Annotated in this window: 17 protein-coding genes; 7 read left to right on the top strand and 10 right to left on the bottom strand. The window is 47.8% G+C overall.

Translation table 11 applies throughout. From position 1 onward, the window contains the following. Positions 1 to 24: 24 nt before the first annotated feature. Positions 25 to 1,716 carry a DUF11 domain-containing protein gene (locus tag MKY85_RS12735; protein ID WP_342572745.1) on the bottom strand — a complete coding sequence of 564 codons (1,692 nt, stop codon included), beginning with the start codon at positions 1,714 to 1,716 and terminating at the stop codon, positions 25 to 27. Beyond that, positions 1,713 to 8,426, bottom strand: a complete 6,714-nt coding sequence (locus tag MKY85_RS12730; RefSeq protein WP_342572744.1) for a hypothetical protein — start codon at positions 8,424 to 8,426, stop codon at positions 1,713 to 1,715. Before MKY85_RS12730 ends, MKY85_RS12735 begins: the two co-directional genes overlap by 4 nt. Before the next feature lie 235 nt (positions 8,427 to 8,661). Here MKY85_RS12730 and MKY85_RS12725 point away from each other — a divergent pair, with 235 nt between their 5' ends. Further along, complete coding sequence (locus MKY85_RS12725) at positions 8,662 to 9,792, top strand: GGDEF domain-containing protein (RefSeq protein ID WP_342572743.1); 1,131 nt, start codon at positions 8,662 to 8,664, stop codon at positions 9,790 to 9,792. A 117-nt stretch (positions 9,793 to 9,909) separates the two neighbouring features. Here the strand turns inward: MKY85_RS12725 and MKY85_RS12720 are convergent, their stop codons facing one another. Both MKY85_RS12720 and MKY85_RS12715 read right to left on the bottom strand, forming a co-directional pair. Continuing rightward, on the bottom strand, positions 9,910 to 10,431 hold the full coding sequence (locus MKY85_RS12720; RefSeq protein ID WP_339242074.1) for a hypothetical protein: 522 nt from the start codon (positions 10,429 to 10,431) through the stop codon (positions 9,910 to 9,912). A gap of 71 nt (positions 10,432 to 10,502) precedes the next feature. Beyond that, positions 10,503 to 12,146 (bottom strand): diguanylate cyclase, encoded by a 1,644-nt coding sequence (locus MKY85_RS12715; RefSeq protein ID WP_342572742.1) that lies wholly within the window; start codon positions 12,144 to 12,146, stop codon positions 10,503 to 10,505. A gap of 297 nt (positions 12,147 to 12,443) precedes the next feature. Between MKY85_RS12715 and MKY85_RS12710 the strand changes: the two genes are divergently transcribed. The 6 genes from MKY85_RS12710 to mnhG are packed head-to-tail and all read left to right on the top strand — an operon-like array spanning position 12,444 to position 18,352. Beyond that, the gene (locus tag MKY85_RS12710) at positions 12,444 to 15,398 is read left to right on the top strand and encodes a Na+/H+ antiporter subunit A (RefSeq protein ID WP_342573352.1); all 2,955 of its coding nucleotides are present in this window, start codon (positions 12,444 to 12,446) and stop codon (positions 15,396 to 15,398) included. Between the two features lies 1 nt (position 15,399). After that, positions 15,400 to 15,738 (top strand): Na(+)/H(+) antiporter subunit C, encoded by a 339-nt coding sequence (locus MKY85_RS12705; RefSeq protein WP_036670645.1) that lies wholly within the window; start codon positions 15,400 to 15,402, stop codon positions 15,736 to 15,738. Next, positions 15,731 to 17,209 carry a Na+/H+ antiporter subunit D gene (locus MKY85_RS12700; protein ID WP_339242070.1) on the top strand — a complete coding sequence of 493 codons (1,479 nt, stop codon included), beginning with the start codon at positions 15,731 to 15,733 and terminating at the stop codon, positions 17,207 to 17,209. Before MKY85_RS12705 ends, MKY85_RS12700 begins: the two co-directional genes overlap by 8 nt. A 6-nt stretch (positions 17,210 to 17,215) precedes the next feature. Next, positions 17,216 to 17,692, top strand: a complete 477-nt coding sequence (locus MKY85_RS12695) for a Na+/H+ antiporter subunit E (protein ID WP_339242068.1) — start codon at positions 17,216 to 17,218, stop codon at positions 17,690 to 17,692. Beyond that, entirely contained in the window at positions 17,692 to 17,976 is a 285-nt protein-coding gene (locus MKY85_RS12690) for a Na(+)/H(+) antiporter subunit F1 (RefSeq protein ID WP_017688855.1), read from the top strand. Before MKY85_RS12695 ends, MKY85_RS12690 begins: the two co-directional genes overlap by 1 nt. Further along, a complete protein-coding gene (mnhG, locus tag MKY85_RS12685; protein ID WP_076249568.1) occupies positions 17,960 to 18,352 on the top strand; it encodes a monovalent cation/H(+) antiporter subunit G in 393 nt (130 codons plus the stop codon). The genes MKY85_RS12690 and mnhG overlap by 17 nt, the downstream gene beginning before the upstream one ends. 134 nt (positions 18,353 to 18,486) lie before the next feature. Here mnhG and MKY85_RS12680 read toward each other — a convergent pair whose 3' ends face one another. The 6 genes from MKY85_RS12680 to MKY85_RS12655 all read right to left on the bottom strand — a co-directional run bounded on the left by MKY85_RS12680 (position 18,487) and on the right by MKY85_RS12655 (position 26,428). Continuing rightward, positions 18,487 to 19,659 (bottom strand): GDSL-type esterase/lipase family protein, encoded by a 1,173-nt coding sequence (locus tag MKY85_RS12680; protein WP_342572741.1) that lies wholly within the window; start codon positions 19,657 to 19,659, stop codon positions 18,487 to 18,489. A 51-nt stretch (positions 19,660 to 19,710) separates the two neighbouring features. Continuing rightward, the gene (locus MKY85_RS12675; RefSeq protein WP_339260751.1) at positions 19,711 to 20,730 is read right to left on the bottom strand and encodes an alpha/beta hydrolase family protein; all 1,020 of its coding nucleotides are present in this window, start codon (positions 20,728 to 20,730) and stop codon (positions 19,711 to 19,713) included. A 190-nt stretch (positions 20,731 to 20,920) separates the two neighbouring features. After that, complete coding sequence (locus tag MKY85_RS12670; protein WP_342572740.1) at positions 20,921 to 23,146, bottom strand: MMPL family transporter; 2,226 nt, start codon at positions 23,144 to 23,146, stop codon at positions 20,921 to 20,923. 108 nt (positions 23,147 to 23,254) lie between these two features. After that, a complete protein-coding gene (locus tag MKY85_RS12665) occupies positions 23,255 to 24,409 on the bottom strand; it encodes a type III polyketide synthase (RefSeq protein WP_342572739.1) in 1,155 nt (384 codons plus the stop codon). Between the two features lie 240 nt (positions 24,410 to 24,649). Then, positions 24,650 to 25,270 carry a flavin reductase family protein gene (locus MKY85_RS12660; RefSeq protein WP_339242058.1) on the bottom strand — a complete coding sequence of 207 codons (621 nt, stop codon included), beginning with the start codon at positions 25,268 to 25,270 and terminating at the stop codon, positions 24,650 to 24,652. Between the two features lie 165 nt (positions 25,271 to 25,435). Further along, on the bottom strand, positions 25,436 to 26,428 hold the full coding sequence (locus tag MKY85_RS12655; protein WP_339242056.1) for an iron-hydroxamate ABC transporter substrate-binding protein: 993 nt from the start codon (positions 26,426 to 26,428) through the stop codon (positions 25,436 to 25,438). Between the last annotated feature and the right edge of the window lie 191 nt (positions 26,429 to 26,619).

The following is a 26,619-nucleotide window of genomic DNA, read 5'->3' as shown; positions in this document are numbered from 1 at the left end:
ATTTTAACTTTAACCACATTCTCCTTATTCTTCTCCATACTCCACAATGATACTGTACTCATTCGATCGGGATTCGCCTGTCCTTTTTTGTCCATTCCATTCATACGTATACCTAGCGATCAAGTCTCCTTGCAGCGTACCCGTCTTGTCGGATGCCAGCTGCACTACATAGGAGTTGTTCTTCTCCTCTCCAGGCTTAATCTCACCCACATGGAGAACTCTAGGCGTGGAGTATTCCGGAATGTCCCACTGGATCTGACCCTCAGCTTGCCCAAGCCATTTGGAGCCCTCAGGCAAAATGCCTCCCAACTGCACGCGTGCCGGCACATTACCCGTATTCATCACACGTACCTCAAAAGTCACTGTATCTCCCTGCTCGACCAACGTGGGTTTTACTTGAACATAAGCCTGAATGAACGGTGCTTTTAATTCAATCACAGCTTCATTGGATGTAATCATCCGCTGCACTGATCGTGAATCCGGCAAGCGAAAGGTATATATCAGGCTGGCATGATTCACATACTTATAGTCATCAGGTATCGATTCACCTCGTTCTGCAAGTTTCGCTTCGAACTGAATATTCAGATTAGACCGGGCAGTCAATGTCCCCAGATTGAGACCTTTAGCCAGATTAGTTCCGGGACGTTTAACTCCATTCCAGCCCAGACTTCCTTCGACAAATGTCATACCTGTTGGCAATATATCCATGAGGGTTCCGTCTACCGCGTAGCTGCTTGCGTTGGAGACGGTAATATTATATTGCACGGTATCACCCCATGTGGCCGTTACCGGAAGCACCGTTTTCACCACAGAAATTCGGGGCTGTATCACTTCCAAAGTAACCTGATTGGAGTAAACCGTCTCGCGCTGCCCTGCGGAGATATAAGTCAGTACAGCCACACTTGATATTCCGTTCTCATCGCTTCCCCCCACAACCTGAACCCGATATTGTATCCTAACGGAGCTTCCGGGCAAAATCTCTCCAAGTTCTACACCCGTATCAGGCGTTACTTGTGGCGCAAACATCTCATCTACTATGACACTGGCAGGTATAAAAACAATACCTTGCGGCAAAGCGATCGTTACCTGCGCACCCGTCGCTGCAACAAAACCCGGATTGCTTACGATGACGGTGTACATGATAATATCCCCTGAGAAGGTTTGGTCCCGCTCGGCTTGCAGGCTGACTTCAAGCCTGGACGAGACCATATTCACCTCCACCGTGTTGGATCTCTCCACACCTCTGACTGTTCTGCCTTCAGATGCCACAAATGCATAGTTAACCTCAGCTTGATTGAGCAGCTTTAAGCCAGCCGGTATCCGCAAAATCACGACTTGAAAATGATATCTCAGCGTTGCTCCCGGTGCGATCTCTGCTGCAGGCAGCCCGTTCTCTGGTGATGCCCCCGGTAGTGGAATTGCATCTCGTAATACACTATTAGGAAGAAGGGATGTTTCAGCAGACAATGAATCCACAACATGAACTGTAGCCGTACAATTGCCTGTGTTAACAATCTCGATCATATAAGTCAGGGACTGGCCCAGTGTAGCGATAGCTACATTGCATTGCTTTTTCACTTCCAACCTAGGCCCGACCCATGGAGTAGTAACTGTATTGGAATAAGCCACCTGTTCCAGTTCAGTCGTACCCGAGCTGAATCGAACCAGCGACTGATTCTGAAGCCAGTGGGACAACGGACCTGAGTTAGGACTCATATCACAACGACCTCTACTCGGAATGTAACAGTAACGGAAGCACCGGCAGCAATGGAACCAAGTGTAATTCCTGTATTCGGATTTCCGGTAGGTCTCGCTACACCATCCACGGTCACACTCCCCGTCACAAATACCGTTCCTGCCGGTACAGGGTCAACCATGACAACATTATTCACCACTTCAATGCCGCTATTGGTTACAACAACCGTATATGTGATTACATCGCCAACAACTGCATCAATGGCACTTGTGCTTTTGGCAACAACAACATTTGGTGCAGATACAGGGATCACCAGCACGTTGGAAGATACAGTTCCCGTCAACACACGGCCATCCGGAGGACTAAAGGTATAGCTGGCAGTGGCTTGATTGATCAACTGCTGATTCTGAGGCAATGAATCTACCGTAATTTCAAGTGTAACCGTTACGTTCACCGATCCACCTGGGGGTATCGTACCAACCACAATTCCTGATTCCGGGTCGGCTCCTGGCTGCGGAACACCGTCAATCAGAACACTGTTGGGAAGCAGTACAGCTCCAGCAGGTATGTTGTCCGTCAAGGTCAAGTTGGCTGCAAGATTCCCACTATTGTTGATGGTGAAAGAATAGATGATGGTGTCACCAATCGTTGCATTTGAGGTACTCGCTGTTTTGCTTAAAGACACTATCGGCTGATAAATAGGTGTTACAACTGTATTCGAATACGTAGCTCCAGAGAAAACACCGGATGTGAAACTTACAGAAGATTGACTGCTCACTTGTGGTGGTGTTGGAAGTGAATTGACCCGAACCGCGTATGAAACGGCTATAGTTGCGCCCGGTGCCAGTGTCCCCAGAGCAATTCCAAGTGCAGGGTTGGCCAAGGCACGTGGGACACCATCCACCAGAACACTGCCTGTCACAAATGTGGTAGCCGGGCTAATCGGATCTGTGATCACAATGTTGTTAACCGGGTCAATCCCGTTATTGCTTACAACCATCTCGTATACAATCGTATCGCCTACCACAGCGTCAATGACCGCGGTAGTCTTCACAACGCTGACATTTGGAGCAGATACTTGAATGTTGAGTGCGTTGGACGTAATTGTGCCTCCAAGTGTCCTTCCATCAGGTAATGTATACGCAAATGTCGCAGAAGCCTGATTGGTAATGGATTGACTTAAAGGTAATGTCACAATCACAACAGAGAATATAATCGTGGTTGTTGTGGCAACAACCCCCAGAGGAATACCTGAAGCCGGATCAGCACCTGGTGCTGAAGCTCCATTAATAATGACACTATTCGGTACAAGTTCGGTTCCAGCCGGAATGGTATCCGTTAACGTGACGGATGCTCCGTAGTTTCCGGTATTGGTAATGGTAATGCTATAAACCACCGTATCCCCGACAGTTGCTACAGCTTGATCTCCTGTTTTGACAGCAGCCAAAATAGGTTGGTACACCGGCGTTGCAATGGTATTGGAGAATGTGGTGGCAGAGAATGCACCGGATGTAAAACTCACCGTTGACTGGTTGTTCAAAACGGCACTTGCCGGAAGTGATGTCACCTGCACGCTGAATACAACCGTCACCGTCACGCCCGGTGCAATGGAGCCCAGCGTTATTCCGGTTGAAGGGTTCGCACCCGGGCGTAGAACACCGTCAACAGATACACTTCCTGCAGTAAGAAGGGTGCTTGCTGGCACGGCATCTGTAAAAATCACATTGCTTACACTTGCAATTCCGTTATTGGTTACAGCGATGCTGTAAGTGACGGTATCACCGACGGAAACAGCTGTGGATGTGGTGGATTTGACCACTTCCACATCCGGCGCGGAAACGGAGATGGTAAGCACATTGGATAACACGTTGCCTGTAATGTTCCGTCCGTCCGGCAGTGTAAAGGATAACGCAACCGAAGCCTGATTCACGAGTTGCTGTGGAGTTGGCAGTGTATCAATAACTACGGAAAACGTAATTGTAGTTGTAGCTCCGGCAGCTACAGTTCCTACGGGAATACCCGCTGCCGGATTTGCAGCAGGTAGAGGTTGACCGTTCACAATGACACTATTCGGAACAAGAATGGTACCGGCCGGAAGGTTATCCGACAGATTGATCTGGGCACCGTAGTTCCCCTGATTACTCACGGTAATCGTATAGCTGACGGTATCACCGACGGTAGCATTCTGAGTACTTGCTGTCTTCTGTGCCGAAAGAATTGGCTGGAAAACCGGAGTAACCACTGTATTCGAAAATGTCGTACTTGAGAAAGCTCCAGAAGTAAAACTGACCGTCGAACGATTACTCAACTGTCCTCCTGGCGGAATCTCGTTGACCCTGACACTGAACGTCACTGTCGCGGATGTCCCAGGTCCCAGTGTAGCAAGTGATATCCCACCTGCCGGATCAGCATTAGGTAGGACTCCCCCATTCACGGTAACACTGCCTGTGTTGAATGTCGCCCCAGCCGGAATTGGATCTGAAAACTGGATATTGCTTACCGGAGCTATCCCGCTATTCGTAACCAGGATGGAATAGCTAACAGTATCGCCCACGGCAGCAGCAGTCGATGTAGTACTTTTGACCACAGCGACATTAGGCGATGATACTGGGAAAGTCAATGTATTGGAAGTGGCTGTACCCGTCAACGTTCTCCCGTCAGGGGGTGTAAATGTAAAGGATGACGTTGCAAAATTGCTGAGCTGCTGAGGCGATGGAAGTGAATTCACCACCACGGCAAACGTAACCACAGCTGTTGCTCCCGCTGCAACAATACCAACCGGGATACCTGCTCCAGGTGTTGCTCCCGGCTGTGGCACTCCAGAAACCACCACACTGTTGGGAACAATAGTTGTCGCTGCCGGAATGGTATCCGTCAGCGTTACATTTGCTTGAAGATTACCTGTATTGCTCACCGTCACAGTATATACTACCGTATCACCTACAGTTGCATTGACTGTATTCGCTGTTTTGACAAGGGAAATCTGTGGCTGTATGACCGGAGTCTGTGTGGTATTGGACGATGATGAACCCGAAAATGAACCGGATGTGAAACTGACCGTCGACTGATTGTTAATCTGTGAAGGGATCGGCATAGTTATCCTCACCTCAAAAGTTACGGTTACTTCAGCCCCTGGGGCCAATGTACCGATTGGAATGCCGGCGGTCGGATTGGAGAGCGGGAATGAAGTCCCGTTCACAATGACACTTCCGGGTATAAATGGGGTGTTCGAAGGTAGAGGGTTTGTGTATACCACGTTGTTCACTGCCACCGTTCCGTTGTTACGAATGACTGAAGTATACCTGATGACATCTCCAGATACGGCGTAATCCACATTGTCACTGTTTACAATGCTTACATTCGGCAGGGATACAGGAATGGTGATTGTGTTTGATGATGCAAAACCTGAAATATTCCTCCCGCTAGGAAGAGCATAGCTATAGGATGCGAGGGCTTGATTGATTAGCTGCCTTGCATCTGGCAGACTTGTGACTGTTGCAAGGAAAGTGACTGTCGCGCTTGCCCCCGATGCCAGTACTCCAAGACTGATGCCGGAGTTCGGACTGATGCCGGGTGCTGGAGAACCATTAATGATGACACTGTTCGTATTGAATATTGCTCCGGCAGGAACCGGATCTGTTAAAGTAACCGTTGCCGCAATATTGCCAGAATTCGTAATCTGGAGGGTGTAATTAAAGGTGTCTCCTACAGTCAGGCTCGTTGTGCTAGCCGATTTCAAGACTTGAACAACAGGTTGAAATACTGGAGTATTTACGGTCACAGATGAGGAAACACCATTAAAACTGCCGGACGTAAAAGCTGTACTTGCCCGGTTGCTGACCGAACCCGAGGCAGGAACAGAGGTCACTCTTGTCTGATAGGTCACAGTTACATTACTGGAGCTGTTCAACGTTCCCAAAGCAATGCCCGAAACCGGGTTTGCATTTCTTGCAGCCGCCCCATTAATCGTGACACTACCAGATACAAATTCAGAACCGGTAGAAGGCATATCTGATAGAATCAGGTTCTGAACTGCCCCACTGCCGGAATTCGTGGTTACAACTGTATAGGTAAGTACATCTCCTACAGTGGCATCTGTTGTATTGACTGTTTTGGCAATGGATATGTTGGGTGCGGAAGCGGGAATACGAACGATATTGGAAAGTGCGCTTCCTGCCAGATTACGCCCACTCGGGAGCTGGTAGGTGTAATTTCCCGTTCCCTGATTCTCCAATGTTGGCGGTGTCGGGAGTGTCGTAAGTGACGTACGAAACACCACTGTGGCGCTCCCTCCAGGCAGAAGACTCCCCAGCGTGATTCCGGTTAAAGGACTGAGCCCTGGACGCGCGGAACCATTCACGGTTACCGAATCAGGAATGAACGTGAGCCCTGATGGAATCGTATCAGTCACGCTTACTTGTGCTGCAATGTTCCCGCTATTGGACACGAGCAGTGTATACACAAGCTGATCACCCAACGTCGCATTGGTCTCATTCGCCGATTTATTGATCGTAATCACAGGCTGGTATACAGGTGTTGTGATGGAATTGGAGTTAGAGATTCCAGTGAACGCGCCTGAACTATATGATACGACCGCCCGATTGATGAACGAACCCGCAGTAGGCAAAGACTGCACATTGACCTGAAATGTGACAGTTGCCGAGCTTCCTGCTGTTAAGGTACCCAGCGCTATACCACTGGCCGGATTGGCTGCCGTTACATTAGCCCCCCTGACTACAACACTTCCGGGGACAAAAGTCAGACCTGCCGGAAGACTATCGGTTAGGACGGCGTTATTTATCGTTTGGATCCCGCCATTTGTCGTAACCACAGAATAGGTAAACGTCTCTCCAACAGCAACGTCTGTAACCGTTGCATTCTTCACAACGGATACGTTCGGTAAGGTAACCGGAATCGTCAGTGTGTTTGATGCTAGCGAACCCGTTATGGTTCGCCCGTCAGGGGAAAGGAATGAATAGGAAGCCGTAGCCTGATCCACCAACGTAGGCGGTGTAGGAAGATTCGTGACCGACACTTGAAAGGTTATCGTGGTTAAGCTTCCCGCTGCAAGACTGCCCAAATTAACACCAGTAACCGGATTGGCACCTGCGATGACAGTTCCGTTCACGCGGAAACTGCCCGGAACATAGGTACTGCCACTTGGAATATTATCGGTAATCGTCACGTTGGCGCCTACGTTTCCCCCATTCGTTACCTGTAGCGTGTACGTCACCTGATCTCCAACCGTAGCGTTCGTTGTGCTTGCTGATTTCACAATGGACAGGTTCGGTGAATACACAGGTAAAGTAGAATTATTTGACGGAATGACTCCTGTGATAACTGCACCGCCTGCAACGCTTTGAAAAGTAAAAGCTGCATTTGCCGAATTTACCAATTGCAAGATGCTTGCGTCCTGAGCGATTAGTGCACGATAGGTTATAACGACACTACTGGACAGATTTAACGAACCCAGAGGAATACCAGCTGTTACATCAAGTGTTGGACGGGGTATCCCGGCAACCGTGACGCTACCTGGAATGAAAGTAAGCCCTGCAGGCAGTGAATCGGATAACACAACACTGGCCGCACTAGCTGTGCCTGCATTGCTGACGGTAACGGTATAAAGAACACTATCTCCCGCTACTGCTCCGGAGGCAGTCGATGCCTTGGCCACCGTAATTTTGGGTGCGTTGATATCAACTTGTATTGCATTGGCGTTCACAATGTACGCATCGCCTGAAGTCGTTAGCGTAAGCACTGCCGAGGATTGATTGTTAATCAGTCTGGCAGACACATCCACATTGGTGATATCCCAGCCTTGACGACCACCGACAATGTTGGAACCCGGAGCACCATTCGTCTGATTTCGAGTTCCGAAAGTGCCCGTTGTGTTAAGTGCTCCCGTGTCACCGTTGATTTGGGATGCAAAAAAATTCGCAGCCAGATTGTTCGGCCCGGATAAGGCCACTGAAGTCGCAGAGGTCGGCCCGAATAAGGCCTGATCACCTGTTCGATTCGCATCACCTTCCTGGGCACTAAACAGCGCCCTTCCCCCGAGCACACCGGAGAGAGGGGTTGCGAATCCTGTCAGTGTTGTTACTACTGGTGGTGAAGTGGATTGCACAAGTACGCCGCCTGCACGCAAAGACATGTTGCGAAAAGGGAGATTGGGATTCTGATAAATAACGCCAAGCGTCCATCCGGCATGATTGGCTGTAGCATCATTCGTAATCACAATCGTTCCCACGACTGCTCCGGTGATATATGTACCTGCTCCCCCATTTTGCACAAGTGTCGTCACGTTGGCTGAACGTACATAACCCGCGGCATTGTTACCCAGGTCAAACTGGTTGTAAGTCACCGGGTCAGGTGTAACACTGAATGAACCTGCGGGGGTGATGAACGTTACCGGATTGTTGATCGCTGAGCTCAGATTGACCGTTCCGTTGATATAACTTCCGCCCCAGATTAATTCTGCATACAGGACGGTACTACCCGCAGGAAGAACAAGGATGGCAGCGGAACTGTTACTCTGGTACGAGCTTGTGGTTCCCAGTGGATATGTGCCGTACTGGACGCTGGTGTTGGTTGTGGTAAAAGCTCCAATACTGTCCTGTGTTCCGGGTACCCCTGCTGTTTCCGAACGACTCAGTCCAAGCGTATTACCTGTAAACGTAATCGCTCCCGTAGCGTTGACGGTAGAACGAACGACAAGAGGAATGGATTTCACCTCCCCTTCAGCAAAATAACAATCCTGTGATTCGGAGCCTTTTAACAGTCTATGATGCTCTCACCGAAATTTGTATGTCCCTTTTTCGGAAAGTTTCTGCCTTTCTATTTGATATAATGTAAGCTTAGTTCTCATGCTTAGAATATAATGATTTGCGTTTTGTCCATTGTGATTTATAATCATCATATACGAGAGTCATTCTGTCGTACCATTATGATGCAGTCAGCGGTGATATATGAAAAGGTTCCATACATACAATAGCAGCCACATTCCAACCGAATACGAGTTCAAGCATTCCAAATGGATTCAGAAAATGCTTCATGCCTACTGGGTTGTCATCATTGCACATTTTGCCATTCAGGTTGGCTGTTTCCTGTTTCTGGAGTATGATCGCACACCTCGAGATTTCATGATGAATGTCCTGTTCTGGCCTACGGCCATCAGCAGTTCTTGCATTTTGTTCGCAAGCTGGGTTGATCGACGCTTCAGTTCCTATTCCTTCTATACCATGTCTATCGCCAGCACCGTTATTGCCTGGACGATTATTCATGTCAATTATGATATTCGGATTATATTAGCCATCTGCCTGTTGCCCATCTTCGCTTCAGTGCTGTTCTTCAATAAAAAAAGAGTCTGGATTGTCTTTCTGATGCAGATGACTGGTTACCTTCTGGTGTTGTTCGATCCGGCCTACCGGTTGTACCTGTCTTCATTTGATATGGTATCCATTCCTGCTTTTCTAATCTTAGGTACATATGTAGCACAGGTTATCGTGACTAGCGGGGTTGAAGTTTTGGACGATCTTCAGGCCAGTATGCTTGCCAAGCAGGACCTTATTGTGCGAAATGCCATTATGACCAAACAGTCCAAAACAGATGGTTTAACCAACCTTTATAATCAAAGCTCATTCAAGGATTATTACGAAAAGGCATTCGAGTATGCCAACAGCGGCATGAGTCTGCATCTGGCTTTGATTGATATTGATGACTTCAAATCCATTAATGATACTTATGGTCATCGGGTTGGAGACATCATTCTGGAGAAGGTGTCCCTGATCATTCAGGAAACCATTACCTCCAGTGATATTGCCGCACGGTACGGGGGCGAAGAGTTCGCCTTATTGATGTTTGAGCAATCTTTCAAGCAGGCCTATGCCTTGGTGGAACAGATTCGTCAGAAGATTGCCCTGATGGGCCATCTGGAACTTGAAGGTGCTCCCATCACGGTGAGTATCGGTCTCAAAAGCTACAGTCCTAATCTAAGCAAAGACAAATTGTTTGAAGAAGTGGATGCCTGTTTGTATGCCGCCAAACGAACAGGTAAAAATAAAACCGTAACATCACTTGAACTGACTTCGCATTCGTAGAGAAAATATAAATAAAAAAAGTTGTGCTGTACTCCGGAATCCCGGTTTGTACAACACAACTTTTTTTTGGGTTTGCATAACATCAGCAGGCTGATTCTCTTCATACGTTTAATGTGCTCATTCCGCCCATTCCCAGCGGTGACGATTTTGCTCCAGCCTGGGATGAAGATCACCGGATGACCCATCAATGATGAGACGCAGCTCTTTGATCCAATCCTTGAAAGAGTCAAACGAAGCAAACATATTTGCCATCTCAGTTGTCATATACAAAAAATGAGGAGCGGGATATTCCGCAGTGATATGTCGCAGTGCACTATCCACAGGCGTATATTTCTTTCTCTTGCCCTCAAGCCCCTCCACACGTATACGTGAATTGGGATGCTCCCGCCGCCAATCATGCAGACGGTCTTCTCTTTTGTAATATGCCTGGATTGTATCCTTGCTCATTCGCTTAAATGTACTCTCGTGTAAAGGATACAGCACGAGCTGTAAGAATGAACGAGTATCCATCGTTGCAACGGCACGTTCGAGTTGCTCATCAGTCACACGTTCAAACGAGTCATAAAAAGTCAGTGTCCCTTTATGGCTGGCCGCAGGTGGCTCATAACCGTAAGGTACCGATGTATATTTACCAGACATTTCACCCCTCCTTGTCTATATGATGATCCGCAGTAAGGTGATTGGGATAACCCAGCTCCTGTTATTATACGCTATTGATTCTGCTTCAACTCGGAATAAAATGTCATTCTGTTCTTGCCTGCACGTTTGGACTCATACAATGCTTCATCCGCCATTCGGATAATCTCAGATGGGTTGTTGCTGTTGGTTGGATATTCAGCCCCTCCGATGCTACATCCAATTCGAATTCGCTCGTATTCAATAATAAACGGCTTGTTCAGACTTTGAATGATGGCTTCTGCATAAGCGCAGGCTTCTTCCCTCGGATGACTTCCGACCGACTGAAGTACAATGAGGAATTCATCTCCGCCCAATCGAACCGTTATGCCCTTCTCCTGACCAAGAGAGGACAGACGTTGGGCCACTTTTTGTAAAAGAACATCTCCAACCTGATGTCCAAGTGTATCGTTGACTCGTTTGAATCCATCCAGATCCAGATAGAGAAAAGTCAGCGTGTGATTTTCACTTTCGGTCTCCAGAGACTCCTCCAGATACACTTCAAGGGCAGTACGATTCGGCAGACTTGTTAACTGATCAAAATGTGCCAGATTCTGCATTACAACCAGCTCTGAGTCTTTATTCATCAGAGAGGTCAGCATATCGCGAAGCGAGCGGGACAACACTTCAATCTCCTTAATCCCCTTATTTTCAGGAATCTCAATCTCTTCACCTGCCCGGAGTCGATTGGCCACTCTAGTGAGACGTACAAGCGGGGCAGAGATCAGACGTGAGACAAACCAGCCAATCAGTGCAAACAGCGCAGTAACCGCAAGACCAGCCCACACATTAAACCGCATCAGGTCAAAAACAGATGCAAACGCTGTCGACTTGACTTGACGAATAACCACAGTCCAGCCTAATCCGGGATAATCCAGATGACCCTGGCTGTAGGCAAACCCTGTTACATATTCCTTACCATCAGGCCACTCTTCAATGGACCAACTGCTTTGGTTGCGCTGGGCCTCTTCGATGCCAGGCAATGCCAAAGGTTTACCAATCCATTCCTTTGGCCCCAGCAACACTGTATGTTCCTTTTTGCTTACGATAAAGAACTCAATGTCCTTTTCTTCTCTTTTCAATGGGGAAAGCACGGATTCTTCGACTTCCTTCGCCCATGCCCAGCTTAAATGTGCAGCGAGCACACCCCTAATATGTCCTTTGTTATCCCTCAGTGGAAAACTGATATCGACAAATTGCAACGGCTCTCCCGTTGGATTTGGTAACAGCTTGGCAAGAAGTACTGCGTTATGCACATCTCCAATGAATTTACCCTTGATCCCCTCCTGATACACAGGTCGCTCTGATAAATTTTCTCCAAGCAATATACCATCTGTCGCGGCTAGCACTTTTCCCTTCGGGTTCATGAATCCAACCCATGAGAATGAGGGAAAGCTATCTTGTAGCTGATCCAGCAACATCTGAATCTCATCAGGCTGAAACCCATCTTCTAGCGAAGCCATTTTGCCCAGAAGATCCAGTTCACCGGCGCGCGCGGACATAAACCGATCCAGTTTGTCCGAAGCTTGTGAGGCCGTACCTGTAAGTGAATGACCAATCTCGGTCTCTACAGCAACGAATGATTTTTTGCTAAAAACAGATCCAATCGTCAAGGTAACCAGCAGGGATAACACAGCGAAGATGACAGTAAGCACAGTTCTAATCTTGAATGACATCATTTCCTCCATTACACGGTGAAACCATCTTGCTTTTCAACATTAGTATGCTGCAAAGGGTACACGGGATGTCACCTAATCGTTTTCATATTTATCGGAACTTGTGTGTTTTTTTATTATACAAGCCCATACAATAATTACGGAAATCTTCACCGTGTTTCTTCCATTCAAAGAATAGACACGATTCTGTATATACATACTTGGGTTATGAATATAGAGAGCAAGCATATCCCTTTGAGGATTATGCGCCTGTATGTCACAGAGAGAGTAGTCGAAATACTAAACATTGGGGGTGTAATGTTGAGCCTGCTTCATGTTGCTGTTATTCTGCCTTTTGCCGCTGGCATTCTCCTTGCCATGCTGCATCGTTTCTTCCGTAAAATTCATTTGGGATGGCCGGTTCTCATCGTCCCGGCACTATTATTTGTATACTTTGCGAGTCTCATACCCGCTGTGTCACAGCGGGATACCGTATCCGGAAATATTCCATGGATTCCTTCACTGGACATTGGATTTAACCTCTATCTGGACGGTCTGAGCCTCATGCTGACACTGCTAATCACCGGAATCGGTGTCCTCGTTGTTCTCTACTCCATCTTCTACATGGATATGAAAGAGGCGCTAAACCGCTTCTACCTTTATCTGTTGATGTTCATGGGAGCCATGTTGGGCGTGGTGCTGTCTGATAATATGATCGTGCTCTACGGGTTCTGGGAATTGACCAGTATTACGTCTTTCCTGTTGATTGCATTTCATTACAAACGCAAAGCTTCCACTTCAGGAGCACAAAAATCTTTCCTGATTACGGTTTTTGGCGGTTTCGCCATGCTCACCGGATTCATGATGATGTATCTCATTACCGGAACATTCAGTATTCGTGCGACTATTGCAGGTTTGGGACAGTTTCAGGAAAGCGCACTATTCCTGCCCGCACTTGTCTTGATCTTAATTGGTGCTTTCACCAAGTCAGCCCAATTCCCGTTCCATATCTGGTTGCCGGATGCCATGGAAGCTCCGACACCTGTCAGCGCCTATCTGCATTCCGCCACGATGGTCAAGGCAGGACTGTATGTTGTGGCCCGGTTTACACCGATCTTCGGTGGACAGGGGCTCTGGTTCTGGCTTGTTACCGGCGTTGGTCTCCTGACTTTGTGTTATGGATCATTCCTGGCGGTGAAAAAAAACGATCTCAAAGCGATTCTCGCCTATTCGACCATCTCTCAACTTGGTCTGATCATGTCCCTCTTAGGGGTGGGATCTGCTGCTCTCTTCTTCGGATATGGCAAATCCTCTGCGATGTATACCGTGGCAATAACCGCTGCGCTGCTTCACCTTTTTAATCACGCGACCTTCAAGGCCGCTCTGTTCATGGTCGTAGGCATTGTTGATCATGAAACGGGTACACGTGACATCCGAAAGCTCGGTGGACTTGCTTCATTCATGCCAATTACATTCACCGTAGCATTGATCGGATCACTTGCTATGGCGGGTATACCGCCATTCAACGGATTCCTGAGCAAGGAGTTATTCTTCCAGGCGATGGTCGAAGTCACGCATCTGCGAATCTTTGGACTTGGTTCCTGGAGTGTTCTTTTGCCGGTATTGGCTTGGCTTGCAAGTGTGTTTACCCTGATCTATGCGCTGATTATCGTGTTCAAAACATTCCTCGGTCGTAGCCAAAGCGAGATCCCTGCCGAGAAGCTGCACGAAGCGCCCGTTGGTATGCTCATTCCGCCCGTTGTTCTAGGTGTTCTTGTCGTTGTATTCGGACTCTTCCCGAATCTGCTGGCCGGATCACTGATTGAACCGGCCATGGCAGCCGTACTTCCATCCCTCTTAGATGGAACTGAACGCTTCGATGTACATTTTTCCCTGTGGCATGGATGGACTCCGGAACTGATTATGACGATCGGAGTTGTGATTCTCGGAATCACTCTCTTCAAGCTGTTGCCACGATGGAGGAATATTTATGAGCATTATCCGCAAGGATTAACCATTAACAATATGTACCATGTTGTACTGGATAATCTTCAGCATTATGCACGCAAATGGACGGAAGCCTATATGAATGGCTCGGTTCGTAATTATTTGGTTTACATTTTCTCATTCACGGTTGCCTTGTTGGTTTATGCCTTCTTCCGTTCAGGTGAAAATATTACCTGGAATCTGCAGGGCAATGCACCTTTCTCATTTTATGAGGTCGTTCTGCTGGTCACGCTCATCGGTGCGGCGGTTTCGATTCCTTTTGCCAAAAACAGACTGTCGGCAGTCATTATGACCGGTGCGGTTGGTTACATCGTAACCCTGCTGTTTGTGCTCTTTCGGGCGCCGGATCTGGCCTTGACACAAATGATTGTCGAGACGGTATCCGTTGCATTGTTCCTGCTCTGCTTCTACCATCTGCCTGAATTGCAACGTGGCAAATCAAGCCGTAGTTATCTCACGGTAAATATGATCGTAGCGATTGCAGTCGGCGTTGTGATGACCTTTGTTGCTCTAGCTGCAAGCGGAACAGCATCACTGGACAGCATTTCTACCTTCTTCCTGCAAGAAGCGTATGACTCTGCTGGTGGTAAAAATGTCGTGAACGTGTTATTGGTTGATTTCCGTGGATTCGATACGTTATTGGAGATTATGGTGCTCGGCGTTGCTTCATTATCCATCTACTCCATGATTAATCTGAACCTCGAAGCCAAAGATCTCGGAGCCCGCTTGAAGTTCCGTAAGAAGGACGAAAGTCAGGAGTCTGAACCTGCTCTGGATGATGAAGCGGATAATACGAAAAAGTATGGTAACCGTGAACGGAGCTCATCCTCGTGGGATACTGTACCTTTGCAGAGTAATGATGTATTGCTGCAAACGACCACCAAGGTCGTTGTGTTCATCATTCTGACGTTTGCCATGCACCTGTTCTTCGCAGGACATCACAATCCGGGCGGAGGTTTTATCGGTGGCTTGGTTACAGCGGCAGCGCTCGTATTGATTGCCCTGGCATTCAGTACGGATACGATACGCAAAGCGTTACCCGTTGACTTCCGTGTTCTAACAGGAATCGGATTGGGTATCGCGTTACTGACAGGTGCAGGTTCATTTATATTCGGAGTTCCGTTCCTAAGCCAAACCTTCGGTTATTTCGAACTTCCTTTGCTGGGAGAGACAGAACTCGCCACGGCCATGCTGTTTGATCTTGGCGTGTATCTCGCTGTCCTGGGTGTCACCATGACCATCATTCTACAGATCGGGGAGGATCGCTGATATGGAAATATTGATGTGTGTAGCCGTTGGCATTCTGTTTGCGGTTGCCGTATTTTTAATCTTGTCGCGGAGCCTGCTCCGTATCGTACTTGGCATGTCCATACTAACCCATGGTGTACATCTGCTCTTGATCACCATGTCACGTCTCAAAACCGGGGCACCACCCCTGCTTGGGGAGATGGCCGAGCGCTATGTCGATCCTCTTCCTCAGGCGTTAATACTAACTTCTATTGTAATTAATTTTGGACTCACTGCGTTCTTCTTTGTTCTCTCTTATCGTTCTTATCTGAAATTAAAAACAGACGATATGGAAGAAGTAAGGGGGCGCCCATATGAATAATCTCGTCGTTCTGCCGATTCTGTTGCCTTTAATCACAGGTGTTCTGGCTTTGCTCTTTTTCCGAAAAACAAATATCCAGCGGATCATTAGTGTCATCGGGCTTTTGTTTACAGCAGCGGTCTCAACGATACTTATTACTCGTGTAACTCAAACTGGAGTGCTCACGCTTAATATGGGCGGATGGGCACCTCCCTATGGTATTGTGCTAGTTGCTGACATGGTGTCTGCGTTGCTTGTGGTTGCTGCTTCCATCATTGCGCTGGCTTGTCTGCTGTATGCATTCCGCAGTGTAAACAAGGAGAGAGAAGAACATCACTTCTATCCGTTCTTTCATTTTCTGATCGCGGGAGTTAACGGTTCATTCCTAACCGGAGATTTGTTCAATTTGTTTGTTTGCTTTGAGCTGATGCTGATCTCTTCCTATGCACTGATTGTATTGGGTAGTACGGAAAGGCAGCTTCGTGAAACGATCAAATATGTCTTGATTAACATCGTTTCTTCAGCCCTGTTTGTCGCTTCCATTGGTTTCCTTTACTCCATTACAGGCACACTGAACATGGCAGACTTGTCCGTAAAAATTGCTGAAGTGGGACAGAGCGGTGTCATTACCTTAATTGCTGTTCTCTTCCTGATTGTATTCAGCATCAAGGCCGGACTGTTCCTGTTCTTCTGGCTGTCGGGCTCTTATGCGGCACCACCTGCTGTCGTCACTGCATTGTTCGCAGGATTGCTTACCAAGGTTGGCTTATACGCCATTGTGCGAACATTCACACTGATCTTCTATCATGATCCTGATTTCTTCCATGCCCTGATCGGATGGATGGCTGGTGCTACGATGGTTCTTGGTGTTATCGGTGCAATCTCGTACCGCGATGTGAACAAAATTCTCATCTACAACGTGGTTGCAGGTGTAGGTTTTGTCGCTTTTGGTATGGCTTCAGCCAGTCGTCCAGCGCTGGAAGGTCTGCTCTTCTACATGCTTCATGACATGTTAATCAAAACATTGCTCTTCCTGCTCGGGGGTGCCTTGATCGCAGTTGCCGGAACATCCAAACTGGACAACATGGGCGGGTTGATCCATCGCTATCCGCTGCTCGGCTGGATGTTCTTCATTAGCGCACTTGCCTTGGCGGGCTTGCCTCCATTCAGTGGTTTTCCGGGGAAGTTGCTTCTCTTCGAAGGTGGCTTGCAGGCAGGCTTGTATGGTCTGACCGGCATTGCGGTGCTCTCCAGCTTGTTAATGTTATATTCGGTACTGCGCATCTTCATACAAGCATTCTGGGGCGAACCGCCTGCCGGTGTTGCAAGACGGCCTTACGCGGTGAACGGCCTGCTGATTCCTGCCGGAATTCTGTTTGTATTCATCATCGTAATGGGTGTGGGGGCTGAAGGCATGTTCCAATTGACCTCCCGCGCAGGCGATATTCTACTGCATCCCAATATTTATATTGATGCCGTATTGAAGGAGTAGATGTCCATGGCCTTTCAGATTGTACTTAATCTTATCATTGCCTTTGTATGGATGTTTTTGAACAACGCCTGGAATGGTGTTGGTTTTCTCATAGGTTACCTGCTCGGACTACTTCTCATCGGGGGGATGCGGAGATTCTTCCCCCAGCGCTTCTATATTGTTCGAGTCTGGGCCATCTGTAAACTGATTACATTACTGTTCAAGGAACTCGTGCGAGCCAGCATTGAGGTTATACGCCAGATTATCAAGCCCAAGCTCGACATAAGGCCCGGTATTTTTACGTATAAAACTCAATTGTCCTCGGATTGGGAGGTCACCCTGCTCTGCCTACTTATTTCATTAACACCGGGTTCTCTGCCACTTGAGATCTCGGGTAACCAACGCAAACTGTTTATCCACGCGCTAGATATCAAGGATGAACAGAAAATGAGAGATAATATTCAAAACACATTCGAAAAAGCAATTATGGAGGTGACGCGTTAATGTTATCCTCACTGTTGTTCATCTCACTGCTCATTCTCTCCTTAGCCATACTAGGGTGCTTGTATAGGGTGCTTCGGGGACCATCCATGGCTGATCGGATCACAGCATTGGACACCATCGGTATCAATGTGATTGCTATCGTTGCCGTTCTGTCGATGATGCTGCAAACCCAGGCCTATCTAGATATCATCTTGCTCATTGGTATTCTGGCTTTCCTAAGTACAGTGGCATTTGCACGTTATATTGAACGGGGGGCGGTATTCAAAAATGATGGAGATCGTTAAGGTAACCGCTGAAACAGCCATAGGTTTACTCGTACTGCTTGGTGCATTGCTTAGCGCCCTCAGTGCGTTCGGACTTATTCGTCTGCCCGATGTATATCTACGAGCCCATGCCGCAACCAAAAGTATGACGCTTGGCGTGTTCTGTGTACTAAGCGCTACGTTTTTCTACTTCTGGTACTTCGATAACTATATCAGTGCCCGTTTGTTGTTAGGTATCCTGTTTGTATTCATCACGGCTCCGGTCGCCGGACATCTGAACGGACGGGCCGCCTATCGCACAGATGTACCACTGTGGGAGCAGAGTGTACAAGATGAACTGGAACCCTTGTTAAAAGGTAAAAAGGTGAACCATGAAGCCAAAGACATGATGGAGTGATCCTCCATCTCAGACATAGCGAATACCCCCAAGGATCACCCGCCCTTTTCGCGGGCTGTTCCCGGGGGTATTTTTTAATTTATCATACGCAGTTCATATCATATCCGGATCATGCAGGCAGATAATATTCATCGTTAGAATCCACTCAATCCCTGTCTTTTCAGATCCGCAGCCACAATGCGTGCAAGCTGGGCAGCACCTTGACGATTCGGATGCAGACTATCCCCCGTCATATACAGAGCGAGTGTTGCCGCCGGACCAACGGACGTGAAATAAGCAGAACTCAACTTATTCAGTTCAACCAGTGTGACCCCCTCTTCCTGAGCCAGTGCACGAGTCGATTGATTATACCAGCGGTTCTCCGCTTGATGTACATTGGCTGTATTAAAGTCTGTTGCCCGGCCTTGTGGCGTGGAGAGGATAACCGTTGCTCCTTTGTTCTTCGCCTGACGCACCATATCCCGCATAATCTCTTTAAACTGCGCCTCCGTTGTATTGTTCTTGGCATTGGTATCGTTAATCCCGAATTGCAAAATAAAATAATCTCCCGGCTTGATATACTTCAGAATCGCCTCCATCTGACCATCGTCGCGGAATCCTCTCGCAAACTGACCACTTGATGCCATATTACGAACCTGGAACGTAGCGTTGTTCACATAAGACGGTAACAGCTGTCCCCACCCTCCTTGAACACTGCTGCCAAGCGGATAGTAATTACAAACTGTTGAGTCACCACCGATATAGATCGTGCGGTTGGTTACGGTCTGATTGGATATCTTCCGAATCTCGAGTGCGCTGAGTGTAAATGCAGTACCTGCTTTTCCTTCCGTAATGAGCAGATTGAGTTGCCCATCAGTTATCGGAATTTGAAATTGATCCGTCGCCCCGTTGCCCGTCATGTTGATGATCTGGTACACCCCTTCTGCCGCCACACTTGCTCTGGCTGTATTGCCCAGAACCACTTTGACCTCATATAGGCCATTGGACAGGTTCACATTGAAGGTGTTGTTGCTCTTCGTGCCAAACGTCAGAAACTGTACGGCGTCACTCATTACTCCGCTTCCAGAAGCAGACACATTTCGCATATTGGCTGGTGTATTGAACCCATACCCTTTGGTAGCCGTGTAGGCATCTCCTGCGGACACGCCTGTGTAACCGCTCTCAACCGGACCCGAACCAAAATCAAATCTGTAATTGTCCGTTGCTGCCTTGGCAACTTGCCCTCCACTGCTTCCCAGACCGATGCTCAACGTACTTGCAAACAGAATAAAACAGAGCAGAAACTTTACCAATGTTGACCATTTCATCACTGAATTCTCCTCTCGAATCCATATTAGGTTGGTGCATGATCCACAACTTTACAGAACTCGATCAAGCCAGTCATAGGCCTTCGCTCCGCTAATCTCATGTCCACCTGTAAAGAAATCCGCATCCAGTGCTTCTGATGCCCCCGCTTGTTCATAGATGTATGTCAATCGCTTATAGGCCTCTCTTGCTGCATCGAGCGGAAATACCTGATCATCACTTCCAGCTTCAATAAAGAGTGGTCTAGGTACAATCAAGCCGATGAGATCGGGCAACTCCGCTTCACGCAGGATACCTGGCACATAATTGTCCAGACAATGGTTGCGATCCAGTATGCTGCCCTGGAATGTACTTGCATAGCCACTTACTACAGCTGCATGGAAGCGTTCATCCAATGCGGCTGAAAATGCCGTAACCAGACCACCACCCGAGATACCCATGCTTCCAATTCGCTCCGTATCCACTTCTGGTCGGGTCAATAGATAATCCAGTACTCTAGTTGTTTCATATACCCTGTGCCCGGCGAGAGTCTTCCCCACCATGAGCAGATGCGCCGCAATCTTCGTACAGGAGCTTACCCCTGGTGGCGTATCGCGGTCCTCTGCCAGTCTTCGATCACCGAACCCGAGCAGCTCTGGAGCCGCAACCACATATCCACGCTTCACAAGCGCTACTGCAAAGTCCTTGTGTAATCCGGGCTCTCCAGTCCGTGGTGAACCATCCGGTTCCATACCAGAGATCTCTCGGCTACCATAGCCATGCCCATGACAAGCAACGATAGCAGGTCTTCTCACCTCGGTAGTGCTTCCATCCCCTGGAATCAATACATACACAGGCATACGGAGCCCGGCATAGGTCGTGATCTCAACCCGCTCCCGGATATACCCGTCACATGGGATGCGCTCCAGTAAGACAGGATTCAATGCTGCGTCCCTGGTTGGAAAACCGCCCAGCCGCTCTTTCACGCGGGTACATAACTGACTGCGCCATAACTCCAGGGGTTGATCTGCCTGATATGCGGAACGTCCACGGAGATTCGTTTGTTGTTGTAAATAGGCTTCAATATCCGACATGGGCCTGTGTCCCTCCTGTTTTTCGTAAAGATAACGTAGATAGAAGACTGTCATATGGAATGAATCCCATCCATTATAGAACATTGATGTCTCCCATGAATTGAACATGTTTGCCTGTTTTGAATAGAATCATACGATTTCTAGCCAAAAAGGATATCTCCAACCTGAAGACAGGTTACGGAAATACCCTTCATTTGATCTGACCTGGCAGCCACCAGTTCCACCTGCCCATTAATCTCATCAACGCAGGTACCAATATTAGGCGGATCAATGTAACGTCAATCAATACCGCTGCCGTGATTCCAATCCCTAATTGCCTCACACCTGCAACTTCAGCAAAAGCAAACGGCACAGTCACCGCAAGTAGAATTGCCGCTGCGGAAGTGACCAGACGACCGGTAGAAGCCAGTCCTTGTTGGACAGCTCCATCACTGTCTCCTGTTCGTCTGTACACCTCCTGAATACGACTTAACATAAATACCCCATAATCCATGGATATGCCAAACACCAATCCTGCAATGAATACAGGGATCATAATGGCAATGTCTGATTGCTCCATGCCCAGATGTCCTTCATTAAACACCCATACCAAAATGCCAAATGAAGCGGCTAAGCTGAGCAGATTCATCACAATCGCTTTGATTGGAATGAGTAGAGATCGGAATGCCGCCAGTAACACAAGATAATTGGTGACGACTACAAATACCAGCACTTTAGGCAGTTGATGTGTAACTTCCTGCATGATTTCATCCTGCTTGGCAGCTTCCCCACCATAACGCAGTTTTACATTGTTGGAACCTAGTGCATGATCGCTATTCCTCATCCGTTTCAGCCAATCTGCGACCTGCTCCGATCCAGGCTCCCCATGCACGGTGGCTACCAATCGTATGGAATAATCAGAGACCGTTGAACGCAGCCATGCCGTCCTTGTTGACTCCTTGCCTTCTATGGAAGGCGACAACGATGGAATTGTAAACAGGTTTGGTGAGCCATTCTGATTAGGCTGTAATAGGCCCCATGGTGAAACAATGCTCAATACGTCCGAGTCCTGAAGTAATTGACATGCTTTGTTGTGGGCCGTCTGCCAGTGTGAGGTAGTTAACCGTTCCTGCTGTGCACCAATCACGATCTCGATGGTGGAGGTATTCTTTTGCCCATAATCATGCTGCAACAGCTCTGCTGCCTGGCGGGACTCCATTCTGGCTGGCAGTGAAGAGGCATCCGGGACAGACAGTTCCAGCCGGGTCACTGGATAGACACACAGGAGCAGCACGATCGTACCTCCAATTGCCATGCTGACTGGACGTTTCATGACCATCGCTGACCATCTGTGCCACACTGAACCTCTAGGTAACGAATGAATTGAATTTTGCCTGAAGACGCGATCCGCGAACAGTGACAGTAGAGCTGGCAGCAGTGTAAGATTTAACAATAGTGATAGAAGCAGAACAGTGACGGCCCCCAAGGAGACACTCAGAAACATTGGCAGCCTGATCCAGAGCAGACCCAGCAGCCCGAGGAGTACGCAAGCTGCCGAGAACAACACTGCTCTGCCTGCTGTACGTAATGTTCTTTGAAGAATCTCGCTCTGCATAACCAGGCTTCTTCCCGGAATATTAGCTGCACCTTCATCTTTATAGGCCCGCTGAACTTCTTCCCTGTACCTGCTCAGGATGATCAGGGCAAAATCTATACTGAGTGCCATGCCCACCATGGGAATAACGTTAATGATAAAGTTGGACAATTCCAGATGATAACCAAGGAGCGTTGTGGCTCCCATCGCTGTAATCACAGCACTGATGCCCATCATGACAGCAATCAATGCGGCATATAACCCCCTGAAAGCGCAGCACAGAACGATTAGGGCAATCGGCAGCCCCACCATCTCTGCCCGTTCCAGGTCACGAAAACTCAGATGATTCACATCCTGTTGTACGACGGTCTTGCCGGTCAATTGGACCGTACCTGGACCGTCTGTTGCCAGCAAGGCGCGCAACTGCTCAATTGGAGGACCCATCTGATGTGGGGGCACATCCATCTTCACAAGGGCATATGCCCTGTGATTTTGCAGCGTCACCCTTTCGCCAGCATCCAGCGGGAACGTGACAGAGCTTACCGCAGGCAACACTTGAACCTGTGTCAGACGCTCCCTGATCCACTGTCGGAACGCTAACGGCGAGGTATTATCCTTTTTCTCAAAAACCAGAATAACCGGATTCGCAGGAGAAGCGAATTCGTCCTCCAGAACAAGCTCTACGGCTTGCGCATCCCCGTGAACCCGTCTCAATCCGTGATCCTGGACAATGTCAGGCAACCTCCACGCCCAGACCGCTGACATCCCGATGATAAATACCCAGCAGAGAATAATGAACCGTGGATATCGGCTGATGAAGGCAGCAAGTCTGCGATAAGCCATACCTAAGCTCCTCTGCGATCAGATTAGTCATTCGATTGCGTTCATCGGTAAGATCGTACGCACATCCAGCCACTTGCGGTGCATGTCTCCTTCACTCGGATTCGCGAACTAATGGATGCCTTGCTTCACAGGTGTTCTGTTCGCCATGGGCACAGGAATGTATGTAAAAGGGAGTAATTCTGCGGTCAGTCCGGGTCCAAAGGCAAGCGCTATTCCACTCGAGTAATCTTCTTTTTGTCTGTAATCCTCGCGGATGGCTTGAAGTACAAAGAGAATTGTCACAGACGACAGGTTGCCATAATCCCGCAGGATGTTACGACTGTATGAGACCTGCTCATCTGTCAACTGATACAGCTTCTGAACGGCATCCACGATGCCTCTGCCTCCCGGATGGATCGCCCATATTTCAGGTAAACTCCCCCCCTCGAGAAGTCGCTCAACCTCTGGCCCAAGATGCAGACCAAGCAGCTTTGGAATCTGTGGTGACAGATAGAGGTCAAAGCCTGTATTGCCCACTTCCCAGATCATTTCTTCTGCACAATCCGGGAGCAGCGTTGAGTACCCACGCCCTAGTCGAAAACATTCATTACGGTCTGTTCCGGACGCACCAATAACACAGGCAGATGCACCATCACCGAAGAACGATGCAGCATACAGGTCGTCCCGTTTGGAAGATGGCTGAAAATGAAGCGTGCACAGCTCCACACACACGATGAGAACCATGGCCTTCTGATCGGTCGTTACAATGGAATTCGCCAGTTGTATCGCCTTCAGACCCGCTGCACATCCTTGAAACACCAGCGGAATCCGGTTAATCTGCGGTGACAGTTCAAGCTGCTGGATCAGCCGAACATCAAGTCCGGGCAGGAATTGGCCCGTGCAACTCACTGTAATGAGATGTGTAATTTTCGAGGAGGATACGTCCGCATCCTGAAGCGCTTGTACGGCCGCCTCCAGACCAAGGGGAACAGCAGCAGCTTTGTATTTGCCCATGCGCTCGGATGTAGTCGGAACTTCCTCCCTACTCGTGAAAGGTAAGTATCGGCAAGAATCAACAGGCTCAAGCAGATTCGGTTCACACGTATAACGAGTCTCCACACCGCACTGATTAAAGATCCGTTTCGCCCATCGTCTCGCATCCGGCTCATGTTCCAGTGCCTGTGCGAGACGGGCAGACACATCCTTTTGTTCAATACGGTGGGCTGGCCAAGCCGTTCCTATTCCCATAATACTTGCCCCTGTAGTTTCCTCAAGCTGGTTCATCAGCTTAACCCCCTATATAATCTTGTCTTTCTCATCAAAAGTGGGCTTGTTAAACGACCTATATATCAAATAGGTTCATATAAAAATGTGCAGGTTATAGTACAAGTCTATTCAATCCCTGTCCCATTTATGTTCATATCACAACGAAAGGCGGACAACCTATGCGAGTTTCGCATAGGTTGTCCGCCTTTATCTACAAAATTAAACCCTTTCACAAATTACATATAAGATCTTTCATACCTATTCAGGGCGTATTATGGTAAATCTCTCTCCGAGCTTGGCATAATCATTACCCGCAAGTCGGCTGACTGGTTTTAAATGATCCATCAGGATATACCCCTTGTCCGGATTATAGACTTGTTCGCTGAAATGATACTGTACTATGCGTACCAGTAGCAAATCACTCATCGGTTTGCCATCATCGTTGGTAATGGGAATGTGCTGATACAGCTCACACTCCATTCGAATAAGGGCTTCCTTTATTCCCGGCACGGTGACCTTTGTACTTGGTACTGTAGTCAGTTTCGTCCGCTCAAGCTCACTTTCATGAGGTTCAAGGATAGCTGCTGTCTCATTTACTTCTGCTATGATTGCTTCATCACATATATGCACGACCAACTCTTTATGAGCAAGCACATTACGTGCAGTATCTTTCATCCTGCCGTCTTTACGTGCAACGGATATGGATAACAGCGGTGGGTCCGAACTAACCACATTGAAAAAACTGAAAGGCGCTGCATTGATCACATCATTCTCATCTGAACGTGTCGTCACAAAAGCAATAGGACGTGGTACCACCGAACCACTCATCAGTTTATAGTTGTCTCTTCCCGTTATTTCGCGTGGATCCAATGTATACATATGTAATATCCCCTTCCCTGCTCGTGTAATAAGTGTCCTTTTCACTTCAAAACACGTTAACACACTCATATTTATTATATAACGTAAAATGCCGAATTAACAAAAAAACTCCCTGGGCCCATTGCACCAGAGAGTAGGAATATGCTTTTTCATATCGACTAATTCTTATTTAACAATGCTGTTCTGAATGTCTTCCATAATTTGAAGGTTCGCTTGAACTCCACTATACAACCAGCTGCTGGACCGGGTGAATTCAAACAAATTACCATTTTTCACAGCCGGAATGCTTTGCCACACTGGATCTTTCAGTGCTTCCGCCCCAGTACCTTCATCACTATTCACAAAGAACAAGTAGTCTACATCCATTTCCGCCAGCTTCTCCAAAGAGATGGAAGACCAGTTACCTGTTGCATTGGCAGAGATTTCTTTTACAACTTCAGGCTCTTGAAGGCCAAGTTCTTTATACATTACTTCTCCACTTGATACATTGTCACTTACAATAAAGAACTTGCCACTAACCAACCAAATGGCCGCTGCCGATTTCGTTCCACCTGTAACGTTGTTGATCTTTTCCTTAATTTCTGTAGCTTTAACTTCGTAATCATCCAGCGCTTTTTGTGCTTCATCACTCTTATTCAATATCTCACCGATTTTCAGCAATGTTTTACGCCAGTCGCTATTGATCTCATCGCCAAGGACATAGGTAGGTGCAATCTTACTGTACTGTTCGTATTTTTCTCCTTCAACCATACTTTGAGAACCAATAATAATCAGATCCGGGTTGAAACTTGCTACCGCTTCAAAAGGAAGATCGAAGGCAATCGTTGGAATACCGTTCAGATCTTTTTGCAAATATTCCTGAATGCCGTTTGCTACTGACCACTGTGCTGCTGGCTTAACACCTAGTGTTACCAGATTGTCTTCTAGATAAGATGCGATAATACGCTCCGGATTCGCCGGGATTTTCACTTCGTGTCCCATTGCATCTGTCATGGTTCGCTCTGTAGCGGCTTCTGTTTGCGTCTCTGTCTCGGTTGTTGTATCGTTCTCTCCTGCTGCTCCGTTCTCTGCCGGCTTCGCTCCACATGCTGCTAACCAGATGGACATAACCATCACCGTAATCAAAAGTGTGATCATCTTTTTATTTCTCTTAAACACTTTATTATCCCCTTTCAATATGGAAACCTATTGGCTGTATTGGGACAGATATCTACGTTCAAAAACAATGATATTATTATTGATACATATAATACCCGTATGTACATTTGTCCAATTCCATTGACAATGATAATTGTTATCAGTTCAATTGTCAATTCGATTATGTCCGAGCGAAGCATATAAAATCTTCT

This window comes from Paenibacillus sp. FSL R5-0749 (genome assembly GCF_038595085.1).
GTDB lineage: Bacteria > Bacillota > Bacilli > Paenibacillales > Paenibacillaceae > Paenibacillus.
Note: the sequence above shows the minus strand (reverse complement) of the source record. Positions and strands in the feature narration are given on the sequence as shown.